This is a genomic window from Methylobacterium brachiatum (assembly GCF_020523825.1).
GTDB lineage: Bacteria > Pseudomonadota > Alphaproteobacteria > Rhizobiales > Beijerinckiaceae > Methylobacterium > Methylobacterium brachiatum.
In genome coordinates this window covers 426,858-440,431 of the sequence record NZ_JAJALK010000001.1, presented here as the reverse complement: position 1 = coordinate 440,431, position 13,574 = coordinate 426,858, and the positions used below count along the sequence as shown (strand labels likewise).

The following is a 13,574-nucleotide window of genomic DNA, read 5'->3' as shown; positions in this document are numbered from 1 at the left end:
GCCAAGATTCAATTCTCGGGCGCCCCAGCCGGGCGCTCCCTCCGGCCGCCGTCATGTCATCCGACCCATCCACCATCTTCGTCGTAGACGACGATCCCGCCATCCTGCACTCGATGCGCTTCCTCCTCGAGAGCGAGGGGCACCGCGTCGAGGCCTTCGCGAGCGGCGACGCGGTGCTGCAGGCTTTTCCCGGCCCGAGCCCGGCCTTCGTGATCCTCGATCAGGTCATGCCCGGGATGGACGGGTTGGAAGTGTTCCGGCGTCTGCGGGCATCCGGCCTCGCGACGCCGGCCGTGCTGATGACCGGGCACCCCGACCCCGGCATCCGCGCCCGCGCCCGTGACGCCGGCCTGCCCCTGATCGAGAAGCCGCTCGCGCTCGACGCCTTCATGACCATGCTGGCTGCCGGCGAAGCCGAGCCGCGTTCGCGCGAAGGTTCGACGGACTAGACAGCCCGCCGCGGGATCTTGCGGGCGCGGCGGCTTGCGCGGAGTGGCCCAGGGCGCAGCGTGCGTGACACGGCCTGCACTTTCCCCGTTCCGGCTGAACCGAGAGCCTGACCGCTCCCGGGCGGCCCGACCTTGATCCAGCGCAATCCCGCCCCTGGCACGTCGGGGAATGCGAGGCCGAACGGTCTGCGACCCTACTCTCCATGCAATGTGGACGCCGCCGCGGTCGGCGCGTTTCGCCGATCCCGACAGTCCAGGCTCGACGTCGCGGCCCCGAGAGACGAAGCCGATAGTCAATGCGAATGCATCGCCTGCCAAGCGATCCGTCAAGCTTTCGGCGATGATGAAAACAGATAACAGAGCGCGCCCCGCGTTGCGAAAAGCGTATTGATGCAGATCAATGTCTGGGCGCAGCATCCGGCAAGGATTTTCTCAGTGCAGGCGACGGGTCTTCCGCCGCTCGACCATGGGCCCGATAGCGGCCGTGGTCCCTGTCTTGAGGAGGGACGCATGCGCGTTCTGGAGAACCGAACCGAAGATATGGCCCCGAATGCCGTGACCATCCTGCTCGGCATCACGCTCGCCTTGGCGCCCTGGTATCTGGGATTGGGCTACGAGACCGCCGCCGCGCGCAACGCCTTCGCCTGCGGCGGTGCCATCACGTTCATTGCGGTGTTCGCCCTCGGCGTGACCTACGAATGGGAGGAATACCTCAACCTCGCCCTCGGCCTCTGGGTGACGATGGCGCCCTGGGCACTCGGATTGGAAGAGCTTCGCTCCGCCATGGGCGTCCACGTCATCGTCGGGCTCGCCGTCACCATCATGGCCGGTGCGGAGCTTCGGAAGCTCTACGGCCCCCGGACGCACTCCATCTGATCGGGCCGCGACCGTCCCGCGACAGGCCGCGCCGGGACATCGCGTCCGGCGCGGCGCGATTGCGAGCACGGCTCGTCCCGACGCGGAGCAGGATCATGCCGATCGACCTCTTCGCCGTCGCCGCCGCCGCATCCTTCACGATGGGCTGCGCGTCGATCCACGCGCTGCAGCGCCATGCCGAGCTCGTAACCCTCGTCCTGGCGGTGCTGGCCTACGGGCTCCTCGTTGCCGTCGGCTGGATGCTGGCGATCCGGGCGGCCGCGATGGCGCCGTCCAACCCGACGGTGGGCTGGGTCTTCGTGGCGGCCGGGGCGATGTGAAGCCGTACGGAGCGCCTACGTAAGTCCCCTTATGCAAGCTTGCTTAAGCGACCGCACGGAATTTCGCGGCGTTCGAGAAGCGGCCAGTCTCGCCCCCATCGATACCGATGAGGAGCGACCGATGACCAACCCGTTCGTGCAGCCGATCGTGTCGAACAGGCCGGCCGGTCATCCCTCGCCGGCCGTCGACGACCGGGACAGCGTTCTGTTCGCGGATTGCCCCGAGCTCATCGGGACGCCCTTCGCGTATGCCCGTGAGGAGGAAATCTACGGCGAAGGCGAGGACGCGGAATTCGTCTACCGGGTCGTCGCCGGCGCGGTGCGCACGCACAAGGTACTGAGCGACGGACGCCGCCTCATCACCGGTTTCCACCTGCCGGGTGACCTGTTCGGTTTCGAGCAGGGCGAAAGCTACCGGCACACGGCCGAGGCGCTCTCCGACACGAAGGTCCGCATCTTCCGGCGGCGGCAGATCGAGCGCGTCGCGGCCCAGCGGGCCGATGTGGCCTGCCATCTCTGGGACATGGCGGCGAACGGCCTCCGCGGCGCCCAGGACCACATGCTGCTGCTCGGACGCCGCTCGGCGCATGAGCGCGTCGCCGCCATCCTGCTCGACGTCGATACCCGCTTGGGGGGCACGGGCACCTTCGAGCTGCCGATGACCCGGCGCGACATCGCCGACTATCTCGGGCTCACGATCGAGACCGTGTCGCGCACCTTCTCGCTGCTCGAAGCCGAGCGAGCCCTGGTGCGCTCCGGCGCCCGGACCGTCACGCTGCACCGCGCACGCCTGCGGCGGATGGTCGAGGATTGAGGCTTGATCCACCTCAAGGAGCGGTGGACGGGCGCGGCGCACGCTTCCCCACCTGACATTGCTCAGGGGAGCGGACGATGCGCACGATCAAGAACCAGCCCGAAGACCTGTTTCTCGGCATCTGGAACCTGCTGCTGGGCGCGGGACTGGCCGTCGCCCCCTGGTATTTCGACTTCTCCGGCGAACCCGTCGCCGCCTGGAACGCCTGGGCGACCGGGGCGACGGTGATCGCGCTCGCCCTCCTCACGATGAAGCAGACCCACGCCTGGGAGGAATACGCCATCGCCGCCGCGGGGCTCTGGAGCTGCGCGGCGCCCTGGATCCTCGCCTTCGCGGGTACGGCCGCCGGGATCTGGGCGCATGTCGGCTTCGGCGTCGCCCTGATCGTCTCGGCCGGCTCCGCATTGTGGCGGCTGCGCGACTCGCCCGCGGCCTACGAGATCTGATCGCCCGCGCGTCGGCCGAGGTCGGGCGGCCACCGGCGCAGGGCACCGGCCCCCCACGCGCACGTTGATCTGTCTCAAGGTCCGCCGCAGCGGCCGGTCGGAGAATGCCTGGTCCGTTGCCGGTACAATCGGCACAGCTCCGCGAGGGAGGCGTCCCATGACCACGACGTTCGACGAGCGCGAACAAGCCTTCGAGCGCCGCTTCGCCTACGAGGAGGAGGCGCGCTTTCACACCCGCAACCGGCGCAACAGGCTCCTGGCCACCTGGGCCTGCGAGCGGATGGGTCTGACCGGCAAGGCGTCGGAGGGCTACGTCACGGCCTTCACCGACGGCGCCGTGGTGACCCGCGACGAGGATCTGCTCGCGCGGCTTCACGACGACCTGCGGGATGCCGGCGTCGAGGCGCCGCTCCCGGTCCTGCGCACCGAGATGGAGCGATGCGCCCGGCTCGCCCAGGCGGAACGGCGCGTCGGCCTTGCGCTGGATCAAGGCTCGTCGGCCTAGCGCGTCCACATTCCGGTCTTCCGCGCAACGTGGAGATACCGGGAGAGACGACATGACCGACAAGGATCTGCGCCGCGACGTCCTCGACGAGCTCGACTTCGACCCCAGCCTCGATGTCGGCGATATCGGCGTCGCCGTCTCCAACGGCGTCGTGACCCTCACGGGCCATGTCGGCAGCTATGCCGAGAAGGTCGAGGCCGAGCGCGCCGTCCGCCGGGTCAAGGGCGTGCGCGCCATCGCCCAGGAGATCCAGGTCCGCTTCGCCGACGCCAAGAAGATCGAGGACGACCAGATCGCCCGGCGGGCGCTCGCGATCATCGACTGGTCCGTCCACCTCCCCAAGGACGCCATCCAGGTCAAGGTCGCCGGCGGCTGGATCACCCTGACCGGCGCGGTGCCCTGGAAGTATCAGGCGATGGGCGCCGAGGCGGCCGTGCGCCGGCTCGGCGGCGTCTTCGGGGTCACGAACCTCATCGCGATCAAGCCCGAAATCCGGTCGACGGCGATCAAGGACCGGATCCTGGAGGCGTTCAAGCGGGGGGCGCTGTTCGAGGCGGACGCGATCAAGGTCAGCGTCGCGGGCGACAAGGTCATCCTGGAGGGCGCCGTGACCGCCTCGGCCGAGCGCGAGGCCGCTGAGCGCGCGGCCTGGTCGGTGCCGGGCGTGCGGTCCGTCGAGGACCGGATCGTCGCCCTGTCCTGAGGAGCCGGGCCATGACCCATTCCAAACACGACACGACGTCCGCCGCGCTGCACCGGGTGACCCTGACGCTGGCGCGCTGCCCGGACTATCCGGACGGCAGTGCCGGCCGCGGCTACGAGATCGTCGCGCCCCTGGGCCCGGACGGTCACCTCGACGCGGCGCTCTGGCGGGCCATCCGCGACCATTGCCGGGTGCTCCGCTTCTGGACCGGCGAGCCCGACCGGCACGGCCGCCTCGTCCACCGCGCCGGCGGCGAAGGCGGCGCGACCTGGCTGATCGACTACGACGACCGCACCACCGCGGACGACGAGCCGGGCTACCGCCTCGGCGCGCACGCCTTCGTCCCCGGCGAATACGTCTCGATCCGCGAGGTCGACGACGCGGCCTACCGCACCTTCATGGTCGCCCGTGTCGGCGACGCCATTCCCGGAGGTCCGCCATGACGCCGCTATCCGCGCCCTTGCCCGCGGCCGACACCGATCGCCATCCGGGGCTGGACCCGCTCGAGAATCCCTGGCTGATCCTGTGGCGCACCCTCTGGTTCGACGTGCCAATCTTCTGGGCCAACGAGATCGATCGGTTGCTGGACCGGGAGGCGGGACCGCTGACCGGCGCCGCACTGCTCCCCGATGGACGTCGGGAGAATGGCGGTGAGACGGGGCTCGGGATGGTCGACGCTTCTGTGACGCCGGAGGTGGCTGTCGCACTCGGCCTCGGATGCGGGGATTATTCGGAGGCGATACTCGGCGCGATCGGTCAGAGCTGAATCCTTGATCGCTCTCAGATCGCGCGCGGCCATCGCTCCGGTGGCCGCGCGCTCAACCCATCTCGGCTCGCCGGATCCCCGAGCGGCCCCGTGATACCAGTGCGATGTGCACCGGCCTGAGCCGCGGCACAGGCGGGAGGACACGCCTGCGAGCCAGCATCGACCCGAAAGCGCGGTTTGGCCTTCGGGTTGATTTGTTGCCCGAAATTCGGTGCATCATCGCCTGGCTTTACCGGGTGGCGATCCAGCTATCCACGGTCTCGCCCGGGCGGGGAGCCTCCACGGTCTCCGGACCGCCCTGCATGATGTCGCCCTCGATCCGGCGCGGGTCGGAATGCGCCGACGGAGGCCGTTCCGGCCAGGTCCAGTCCTTGACCTCGGGGAGGTCGTCGCCGGTCCGGCGGACGAACGCCCGATGCGTCGCCAGGATCTCCCGGAGCGCGCGCTCGGCGCGCTCGCGATGCTCCCCGAGGCGCGGGACGGCCTGCAACGCGGCCAGCGCGAGATGGAACCGGTCGAGACGGTTCATCACGCACATGTCGAAGGGCGTCGTGGTGGTGCCCTCCTCGATGAAGCCGTGGACGTGGAAGTTGGCGTGGTTCGTCCGCCTGTAGGTCAGCCGATGGATGAGCCACGGATAGCCGTGATAGGCGAAGACCACCGGCCGGTCGTGGGTGAACAGACCGTCGAACGTCGAATCGTCGAGCCCGTGCGGGTGGATGTCCGGCGAAGGCAGGGTCATCAGATCGACGACGTTGACCACCCGCACCCGCAGCTCCGGCACGTGCCGGCGCAGCCAGTCGACCGCCGCGAGGGTTTCCTGGGTCGGGACGTCGCCGGCGCAGGCCATGACCACGTCGGGCGCCGCATCGCCCGCGTTCGAGGCCCAATCCCAGATCCCGGCTCCGGCCGCGCAGTGCTTGGCGGCCTCGTCCAGGGTCAGCCATTGCAGGGCGGGCTGCTTGCCGGCCACGACGACGTTGATGCGGTCATAGGTGCGCAGGCAATGGTCGGTCACGCAGAGCAGGCTATTCGCGTCCGGCGGCAGGTAGATCCGGGCGGTGTCGCCGCGCTTGTTGGCCACGAAGTCGATGAAGCCCGGATCCTGGTGGCTGAAGCCGTTATGGTCCTGGCGCCAGACATGGGAGGACAGCAGGATGTTCAGGGACGGCACCGGCCGCCGCCAGGGCAGGTCGCGCGAGGATTTCAGCCACTTGGCGTGCTGGTTCACCATCGAATCGACCACGTGGGCGAAGGCCTCGTAGGTCGCGAACAGGCCGTGCCGGCCGGTCAGCACGTAGCCTTCGAGCCAGCCCTCGCAGAGATGCTCGCTCAGAACTTCCATGACGCGCCCGTCGCGGGCGAGATGGTCGTCCCCCGGGAGGAGCGTTTCCTGCCAGGCGCGGTTCGTAACGTCGAACACCGCGTCCAGCCGGTTCGAGGCGGTCTCGTCCGGACCCATGATTCGGAAGTTGCGCGCCTCCGCATTGAGGGTCAGGACCTCGCGGAGATAAGTCCCCAGGGCCCGGGTCGCTTCGGCGACTGAGCGGCCCGGACTTGCCACGGCAACGGCGAGGCGTTGCAGATCCGGCAGACGCAGGGCGCGTGTTCCGTGCGCGTTGGCATGCGGGTTCGCCGAGATGCGCCGGGGGCCCTTCGGCGCCAGAGCCGCGAGTTCGGGCACGAGCGCACCGTCGACGTCGAACAGCTCTTCCGGCCGGTAGGCGTGCATCCACTGTTCGAGGATCGCGAGATGGTCGGGGTTCTCGCGCACGGCCGCGACCGGCACCTGATGCGCGCGCCACGTCCCCTCCACCGGCTTCCCGTCGACGGATTTCGGGCCGGTCCAGCCTTTGGGGCTGCGCAGCACGATCATCGGCCAGCGCGGCCGCCCGGCTCCGCCGCTGCGCGCGCTCGATTGGATCTGCGCGATGTCGTCCAAGGCCGCGTCGAGCGCCTTCGCCATCGCCTGGTGCATGGAGGCCGGGTCGTCGCCCGCGACGAAGGTCGGCTCGTAGCCGTAGCCGATCAGCAGGCTGCGCAGCTCGTCTTGCGGCATGCGGGCGAGCAGCGTCGGGTTGGCGATCTTGTAGCCGTTGAGATGGAGGATCGGCAGGACGGCCCCGTCGTGACGCGGGTCGAGAAACTTGTTCGAGTGCCAGGCGGCGGCGAGCGGGCCCGTCTCGGCCTCGCCGTCGCCGACCACGCAGGCGACGATCAGGCCGGGATTGTCGAAGGCCGCGCCGAAAGCGTGGGTCAGCGAATAGCCGAGCTCACCGCCCTCGTGGATCGAGCCCGGCAGTTCCGGCGAAGCGTGGCTCGGGATGCCGCCCGGGAACGAGAATTGCCGGAACAGCCGGCCCATCCCATCGAGATCGCGCGCCACGTCCGGGTAGATCTCGCTGTAGGTCCCCTCGAGATACGCGTTCGCGACAAGCCCCGGCGCGCCATGGCCCGGTCCCCAGACCGCCAACATATCGAGGTCGCGCTGGCAGATGGCCCGGTTCAGGTGCGCGTAGATGAAGTTGAGGCCCGGCGTCGTGCCCCAATGGCCGAGAAGCCGCGGCTTGATGTGTTCCGGCTTGAGCGGCTCGCGCAGCAGCGGATTCGCCATCAGGTAGATCTGGCCGACCGAGAGGTAGTTGGCCGCGCGCCAATACGCGTCGATCCGCCGGAGGCTGTCCGGTCCGAGTGGGCCCGGCACGAAGGCCAGGTCGTTCCCGGCGTCCGGGCGTGCGCGGCTGCGGCTGTCCCTCGGCTCGTGCGATGCGTCCATGTCGGGCTCCCAGGAGATGCGAATCTCAGGGGCGACGATGCCGGCGCGGCAGGTGAACGGCGTTGACGTGGATCAACGCGGCCGTGGACCGACCCGGCAGGATGGCCCCGTCAGACGAGACGGGAGCGAACGATGATTCTGGTGCTGCGATCCACACACGGCACGACAGCCCGCAGCGTACGGCCGCCCATCACGCTGGAGGCCGGCAATGACGCCGGCGCCAGGATCATCGCGGATGCCGCACGCTACCAGACCATCGGCAGCTTCCAGGCGCTGGCCCTGGCTGTCGCGGCCGCGGTGGTGACGCCGGCGCTGCTCGGGCTGGCCCTGTAAGGCCCGGTGACCGGAGGAGACCTGAGATGGACGACAGGACCGTACGCCGGCACGTGACGGACGAGTTGGACTTCGCCCCCATGATCGACGCGGCGCAGATCGGGGTCGCAGTCGAGAACGGCGTCGTGACCCTGACCGGGCATGTCCGGAACTACGCCGAGAAGCGCATCGCGGAACGCGTCGCGCTCCGGGTCCGCGGCGTCCGCGCCGTCGTCGAGCAGATCGGCGTCCGCCCTCCGGACAGCGTCCGGGTCGATGACGAGGCCCTCGCCGACCGGTGTGCCAAGGTCCTCGAATGGGACGTGCAGGTTCCGGAGCGATCGGTCGAGATCAAGGTCGCGAAGGGTTGCGTGACCCTGCAGGGCTGCGTGCCCCATTACCATCAGAAGGCGGCGGTCGATAAGGCCCTGCGCCGCCTGGCCGGGGTCACCGACATCGTCAATCTCATCGCCGTCACGCCGCCGGTCCAGCCGGACGCGGTGAAGGCCCGCATCCTGGCGGCCCTGAAACGGAACGCCAAGGATCCGGACACGATCCGCGTCGAGGTGGACGGCGACGTGGTCATCCTGGACGGATGCGTCGATGTCTGGCGCGAGCGCGATCTGGCCGAGCGTGCCGCTTGGTCCGCGCCCGGGGTGCGGGCCGTCGAGGATCGCCTGACCCTGGCAGGATAAGGGCGCGCGGCTGCTCGCCGGGGTTCCGAAAGGGGCCGGCGCCCTCCAGGGCGCCGGCATCCTCGTGCCGTGAATCCACGGTCGACCCGCCTCGAAGCCGGCAAGACTTCCCTTTGAGGTGGATCAACGTCCGGCCCGGAAAAGGGCGCGAGGGTGCCTCCGCGGGATCAACGAGGCCGAGAACGGGAGGCGGTCATGACGATCTGCAACATCATGGTCTCGGTGGATCTCGGGGCCGCGGCCGCGGACCGTATCCAGCTCGCCGCCGGCATCGCCGAGCGCTTCGAGGCCAAGCTGACCGGCGTCGCCGCGCGGCAGGTCGTCACCATGATCCCGGTGGAAAGCCCCGACGCGTCGGAACGCATCTTCGCGATCGAGGAGCAGCGGGCGCGCGAGGATCTGGCCGAGGCCCGGGCGCTGTTCGAGCGCGAGGCCGGGATGCGGGTCAAGACGGCATGGCGCTCCGCCCTGGCCGAGCCGTTGAGCTACCTCATCGAGCAGGCCCGCGCGGCCGATCTCGTGGTGATGGGCCGTCGCGGCCCGGGCGATGGCGACCCGGGCCTGATGGACGTTCCCGTGGGGGCGTTGCTGATGGAAGTCGGGCGTCCGATCCTCGTCGCGCCGCCCGGCATCGAGCGCCTTGCCGCCAGCCGGATCGTGGTGGCCTGGAAGGACACGCGCGAAGCGCGCCGGGCGGTCCACGACGCCTTGCCGTTCCTGACCCGGGCCGACCGGGTCCACGTCGCGGTGGTCGGGGCCGGCGCGGGCCAGGAGGGGGCCGCGGATGTCGCGGCGTACCTGTCCGGTCACGGCGTCCACGTCAGCACCCATCCGCTGCACCAGCCCGAGACCGGTGCGGCCGACGAGCTGCGCCGGTTCGCCCGGCGCGAGGAGGCGGACCTGATCGTCATGGGCGCCTACGGCCATTCCAGGTTGCGCGAGTGGATCCTCGGCGGTGCCACCCGGGACATGCTGCAGGGCACGTCGCTCTGCTGCCTGATGAGCCACTGATGGGCGCGGCCTCTCCCCTCGCGGCGGCCCTTGCCGCATGGCTGGCTGTCCAGGGTGGTCAGGCCGCGGCCTGGGACCGGCAGGTGCACCAGGGCGAGACCCTCGCCAGGACGCACTGCGCTCGCTGCCATGCCGTGGGTCGCGCCGCAACCAGCCCGTGGCGCGCTGCGCCGCCCTTCCGCGAGGTTCACACGCGCTATCCCGTCGAGGATCTGGGCGAGGCGCTTACCGAGGGCATTCGCACCGGGCATCCGAGCATGCCCGAGTTCCGGTTCGAGCCCGACCAGGCCGACGCCCTCATCGCCTACCTGAGATCCCTTGCGCGCTGAGCGAGGAGTCCCCCGATGTCCATGCGCTGTCTGCTCGTCCCCACCGCCCCCGGGATCGATCCCACCCACAGGCTGGAGGCGGCGCTGCGCCTCGGTCGCCGCCTCGAGGCCCATATCGGCGTCAGCTTCCTGTCGCCCGGGCCGGAACACGTGCTGGCCGGCATGGCGAGCCTCGTACCCCTCGATGCCAGGACGGTCGAGGCGATCGAGCAGGGCGTGCGCGCCGCGGCGGCGGAGAGCAAGTCCGCCCTGCAGGCCTGGTGCGAGCGCAGGTCCGTGCCGCTGATCGCGAGACCCGAGCGCCTCGACGCCACCTTCGCGACCTGGACCGAGCTCTACGGCGAGGTCGAGCCGCTCCTGACCCTGGCCGGACGCGTCCATGACCTCGTCGTGGTCGATCGGCCCGATCCGAACGTGTCGTTCACGGGGCGCGCGCTCGACACGGCCCTGTTCTCGGTGGGGCGGCCGACGCTGATGGTCGGCGACACCGTTCCGCACGATCTGCTGGACCATGTGTTCGTGGCCTGGAACGGCAGCCTGGAGGCGACGCGCCTCATCGGCCAGTCCATCGGGTTGCTGCACGAGGCGACGCGGGTCACGGTCGTGCATGCGCAGACCGAGCGCTTCGACGAAGCGCGAGCCGCGGACCTGTGCGCGTATCTGCGCTGGCATGGCATCGTGGCCGAGGCCGTGACCCTGCCGATTCATGACGGGACATCGGTCGGCGCGGCGATCCTCGGCGAGGCCGAACGGCGCACCGCCTCCCTGCTCGCGATGGGCGCCTACACTCACAGCCGCGTCCGCGAGTTCCTGCTCGGGGGCGTCACGCGCCATGTCATCGAGCACGCGCGCCTGCCGGTCCTGATGGCGCACTGACGTTTTTGCGCGATTGCGATCGAGCCGCCTCCGCGACCAGCGCGGCACGGATTGCGGGCCGGCAGGCCCCGGTTTCCGACGATCCGATGGCGGCGTTCGAAATCCGAAGGCGGATCAACACCGGCCGTTGACCGGCACGATCACGCGGCTGGTCCGACGATCCGGCAGCGGCCCGCACTCCGACGGTACGTTACGCGCGCGCACGACCTCCGCATCCGCCGCAAATGCCGGGGGCCATAGCGGCGAGCCTGCGCAGTGTCGCGGCCTGCACGATCGCGCGTCGTTGCGGCGATCAGTGGCTCATCAGACAGCAGACCGGGGCACCGGCCAGCAGGTCCCGGGTCACGCCGCCGAAGGCCCATTTGCGCAGGCGGCCATGGCCGTAGGCGCCCGTGACGATCAGATCGGCGCCGTATTCGGCGGCCACGTCGATAAGGGCTTCGGAGGCTGGGGCACCGAGGGCATCCCGGGCAACGCTGGTCGCGTCCACGTCATGGGCTTGCAGGAAGCCGACGACATCCCGCGTATCGGCGGCACCCCGCCCATCGTCGATGGACACGATCACGGCCTGGGACGCGCGCTTGAGGAACGGCAAGGCGTCCTGGACCGCCCGGCGCGCCTCGCGGGTGTTCTTCCAGCCGATCGCGACGCGCCGGGCCTCCAGATGATCGACCCGGGGCGGCACGATCAGAACCGGGCGGCCGAGGCGCATCACGGCATCGCCGGGATCGACCGCCATGCAGGGATCTCCGTCATCGCCGCGTCCCAGCACCACGAGGTCCGCGGCGGCGGCCTGCGAAGTCAGGAAGGCCAGCGGAAAATCGAGGCTCGACCGCCATTCGATCCGGCTTCGCCCACGGGCGGCGTCCTCGAACGCCGTGCGGGCGCGGCTGAGATCGTTCAGGACGGCGTCCCGGATTGCCGGGATGCCGTACGTTCCCCCCGGCGTCGGACCGACCGGGCAACCGCCATAATCCGGCATCTGCGCAGCGAGGCCGATGAGCCGGGCGTGGAACGTGTCGGCCAGATCCGCGGCGAGGCCGGTGCGGGGACGCGCTTGGTCGCCGAGATCGACCGCGACCATGATGCTTGCGTAGGTCATGGCAGGACTCCGGAAGGACGGACAGGTGATGGAGACGTCCGCGGGGTGCGCCGGATCGATGGCCCTGCCACCCCGCCCCGCATGGGTCTAAGCCAGGGTCAGGCGGTCCTCGACGGCGCGAACGCCCGGGGCCGACCAGGCGGCGTTCTCGGCGAGGCCGCGCTCGTACCAAGCGTTCACCTTGCCCTCGAGGATGACCTTGGCGTCCTTGACCGTCACCTTGATCCCATCCGCCTCGATCTCGGCGTTGCGCTTGAGCGCCGCTTCGATCTTCGACAGGACATGGGGCGCACTCGCCTTCGGCGTCACCTCGATCGCGTTGATGATGCCGGACACGCCGGCGAGGCGCCGGATCGACCGGTAGGCTTCCTCTTTCTGGTACTGCCATTCGACCTGACCGGTCAGCGTCACCCAGCCCCCGTTCACCTGAACCTGCACAGCGTTTTTCGGAACGGTGGCCGACCAGTCCAGCATCTGCACCGCCCGAATGGCCAAGTCCTCGTCGCGGGGCGGCGTCTCACCGGCGAAGCGCACGGTGATCTCCTCGACAACGCCGCGCACGCCGCGCACCCGCCGGACCGCCTTCTCCGCACTCGTGCGCTGCGCGTAGCTTCGCACATGTCCTGTGAGGGTCACGATGCCGTTGTCGACCGCGACGCCGATATGGGCCGCGTCGATGCTCGGCTCGAAGTCGAGTTCATCGACGACGTTCTGGCGGATCAGCTTGTCGCTCATCGGAAATCTCCTCGCAGATGCCCGGGCCGCACCCGGCCGATGCTGACACTAGGTTCGGCCGGCAATCGAACATTGATCCAGCGCAAAGGTCTCAGCCGAGTCGATCCAACCGCGCATCGACGAGCGCCCGCCATCCTCGCAACGGCCCGGATACGGGTAGCGGGACGCCATCGCCTCGATCATCGCTTTGGCGGCGAACCCCCGCTCGAATACCGGGACACCGGCGTCGATCAGGACATCCCCAGCCACAGGCCCCGCGGCCGTCGCAGATGAAACGATCCGACCGCGCGCTCGGTGCCTCCGGATCGCCATCGTCCTGCGCGGCAGGAGCGTGGGCGCGCTCATGGCGCCGGTTTCGAGCCGGCATCAGCGGTGTCCGCCCGGATTGCCTGGGCCATCTTCAGGGCCGCGGCCAGGTCGTCGCGATCGGTTCCGTACCGGCGGCAGAGGGCGTCGAACCAGGCCATGCGGCCCCGACTCGCCTCCGAGATCTCGGAGAACGGGACATGGTACCGCCCGTCCAGCGCTTCGATGCCGTAGCCGGTGACGGCCCATTGCCGGCCCCGCCAGTGGACCGGTTCGGCGAGATCGTGGCTCATCGCTCGCTCCTCAGGCGGCCAGTTTGGGAAGTTCGACGACGTCGCAGGTATCGGCCCGCAGCCGCCAGTCGAGGATGCCGACGGCCTCGCAGAACATCGCCTTGGCGGCGTAGGCCGCGGCGACATCCGAACGCGCGGCGACCACGACGCGCTTCTGGAGGGCGCGATGGTCGTGTCCGCAGCCGTCCGGTACGAGCTTGCGGATGGTGACGAGATAGGTGCGCATCGCGGGCCTCCGTAACGCGTGAGTCACCGACTCT

General features: G+C 69.8%; 19 protein-coding genes. 14 read left to right on the top strand and 5 right to left on the bottom strand.

What is annotated here, in order from left to right:
• The first annotated feature begins 53 nt into the window (after nucleotides 1-53).
• The 9 genes from LGR69_RS02125 (at nucleotide 54) to LGR69_RS02085 (ending at nucleotide 4,879) form a co-directional block, all read left to right on the top strand.
• Nucleotides 54-449: a response regulator transcription factor gene (locus LGR69_RS02125; RefSeq protein WP_230365023.1), complete on the top strand. Its 396-nt coding sequence runs from the start codon at nucleotides 54-56 to the stop codon at nucleotides 447-449.
• A gap of 510 nt (nucleotides 450-959) precedes the next feature.
• Nucleotides 960-1,325 carry an SPW repeat protein gene (locus LGR69_RS02120; RefSeq protein WP_230365022.1) on the top strand — a complete coding sequence of 122 codons (366 nt, stop codon included), beginning with the start codon at nucleotides 960-962 and terminating at the stop codon, nucleotides 1,323-1,325.
• 95 nt (nucleotides 1,326-1,420) lie between these two features.
• Complete coding sequence (locus LGR69_RS02115; protein WP_230365021.1) at nucleotides 1,421-1,645, top strand: hypothetical protein; 225 nt, start codon at nucleotides 1,421-1,423, stop codon at nucleotides 1,643-1,645.
• Between the two features lie 121 nt (nucleotides 1,646-1,766).
• Nucleotides 1,767-2,459 (top strand): helix-turn-helix domain-containing protein, encoded by a 693-nt coding sequence (locus LGR69_RS02110; RefSeq protein ID WP_230365020.1) that lies wholly within the window; start codon nucleotides 1,767-1,769, stop codon nucleotides 2,457-2,459.
• Between the two features lie 77 nt (nucleotides 2,460-2,536).
• Nucleotides 2,537-2,905: an SPW repeat protein gene (locus LGR69_RS02105; protein ID WP_230365019.1), complete on the top strand. Its 369-nt coding sequence runs from the start codon at nucleotides 2,537-2,539 to the stop codon at nucleotides 2,903-2,905.
• Between the two features lie 157 nt (nucleotides 2,906-3,062).
• Nucleotides 3,063-3,410 (top strand): DUF1476 domain-containing protein, encoded by a 348-nt coding sequence (locus LGR69_RS02100; RefSeq protein ID WP_230365018.1) that lies wholly within the window; start codon nucleotides 3,063-3,065, stop codon nucleotides 3,408-3,410.
• Nucleotides 3,411-3,462: 52 nt separating this feature from the next.
• The gene (locus tag LGR69_RS02095) at nucleotides 3,463-4,113 is read left to right on the top strand and encodes a BON domain-containing protein (RefSeq protein WP_230365017.1); all 651 of its coding nucleotides are present in this window, start codon (nucleotides 3,463-3,465) and stop codon (nucleotides 4,111-4,113) included.
• Between the two features lie 11 nt (nucleotides 4,114-4,124).
• Entirely contained in the window at nucleotides 4,125-4,556 is a 432-nt protein-coding gene (locus tag LGR69_RS02090; protein WP_230365016.1) for a hypothetical protein, read from the top strand.
• A complete protein-coding gene (locus LGR69_RS02085) occupies nucleotides 4,553-4,879 on the top strand; it encodes a hypothetical protein (RefSeq protein WP_230365015.1) in 327 nt (108 codons plus the stop codon). Before LGR69_RS02090 ends, LGR69_RS02085 begins: the two co-directional genes overlap by 4 nt.
• Before the next feature lie 229 nt (nucleotides 4,880-5,108).
• Here LGR69_RS02085 and LGR69_RS02080 read toward each other — a convergent pair whose 3' ends face one another.
• On the bottom strand, nucleotides 5,109-7,655 hold the full coding sequence (locus LGR69_RS02080; protein ID WP_230365014.1) for a phosphoketolase family protein: 2,547 nt from the start codon (nucleotides 7,653-7,655) through the stop codon (nucleotides 5,109-5,111).
• A gap of 132 nt (nucleotides 7,656-7,787) precedes the next feature.
• On the opposite strand from LGR69_RS02080, the gene LGR69_RS02075 reads away from it, so the two are divergent.
• The 5 genes from LGR69_RS02075 to LGR69_RS02055 all read left to right on the top strand — a co-directional run bounded on the left by LGR69_RS02075 (nucleotide 7,788) and on the right by LGR69_RS02055 (nucleotide 10,878).
• Nucleotides 7,788-7,988, top strand: coding sequence for a hypothetical protein (locus LGR69_RS02075; RefSeq protein WP_230365013.1), 201 nt, complete (start codon nucleotides 7,788-7,790; stop codon nucleotides 7,986-7,988).
• A gap of 26 nt (nucleotides 7,989-8,014) precedes the next feature.
• The gene (locus LGR69_RS02070; protein WP_230365012.1) at nucleotides 8,015-8,662 is read left to right on the top strand and encodes a BON domain-containing protein; all 648 of its coding nucleotides are present in this window, start codon (nucleotides 8,015-8,017) and stop codon (nucleotides 8,660-8,662) included.
• A 195-nt stretch (nucleotides 8,663-8,857) separates the two neighbouring features.
• A complete protein-coding gene (locus LGR69_RS02065; protein ID WP_230365011.1) occupies nucleotides 8,858-9,673 on the top strand; it encodes a universal stress protein in 816 nt (271 codons plus the stop codon).
• Complete coding sequence (locus LGR69_RS02060) at nucleotides 9,673-10,002, top strand: c-type cytochrome (RefSeq protein WP_230365010.1); 330 nt, start codon at nucleotides 9,673-9,675, stop codon at nucleotides 10,000-10,002. Before LGR69_RS02065 ends, LGR69_RS02060 begins: the two co-directional genes overlap by 1 nt.
• Nucleotides 10,003-10,017: 15 nt before the next feature.
• Nucleotides 10,018-10,878, top strand: coding sequence for a universal stress protein (locus tag LGR69_RS02055; RefSeq protein WP_230365009.1), 861 nt, complete (start codon nucleotides 10,018-10,020; stop codon nucleotides 10,876-10,878).
• Nucleotides 10,879-11,170: 292 nt separating this feature from the next.
• Here the strand turns inward: LGR69_RS02055 and LGR69_RS02050 are convergent, their stop codons facing one another.
• From LGR69_RS02050 to LGR69_RS02035, 4 genes are all read right to left on the bottom strand, one after another.
• On the bottom strand, nucleotides 11,171-11,980 hold the full coding sequence (locus LGR69_RS02050) for a universal stress protein (RefSeq protein WP_230365008.1): 810 nt from the start codon (nucleotides 11,978-11,980) through the stop codon (nucleotides 11,171-11,173).
• Between the two features lie 87 nt (nucleotides 11,981-12,067).
• The gene (locus LGR69_RS02045; RefSeq protein WP_230365007.1) at nucleotides 12,068-12,715 is read right to left on the bottom strand and encodes a BON domain-containing protein; all 648 of its coding nucleotides are present in this window, start codon (nucleotides 12,713-12,715) and stop codon (nucleotides 12,068-12,070) included.
• A gap of 341 nt (nucleotides 12,716-13,056) precedes the next feature.
• Complete coding sequence (locus LGR69_RS02040) at nucleotides 13,057-13,314, bottom strand: hypothetical protein (RefSeq protein WP_230365006.1); 258 nt, start codon at nucleotides 13,312-13,314, stop codon at nucleotides 13,057-13,059.
• Nucleotides 13,315-13,324: 10 nt separating this feature from the next.
• The gene (locus tag LGR69_RS02035; protein WP_230365005.1) at nucleotides 13,325-13,540 is read right to left on the bottom strand and encodes a hypothetical protein; all 216 of its coding nucleotides are present in this window, start codon (nucleotides 13,538-13,540) and stop codon (nucleotides 13,325-13,327) included.
• Nucleotides 13,541-13,574: the final 34 nt, after the last annotated feature.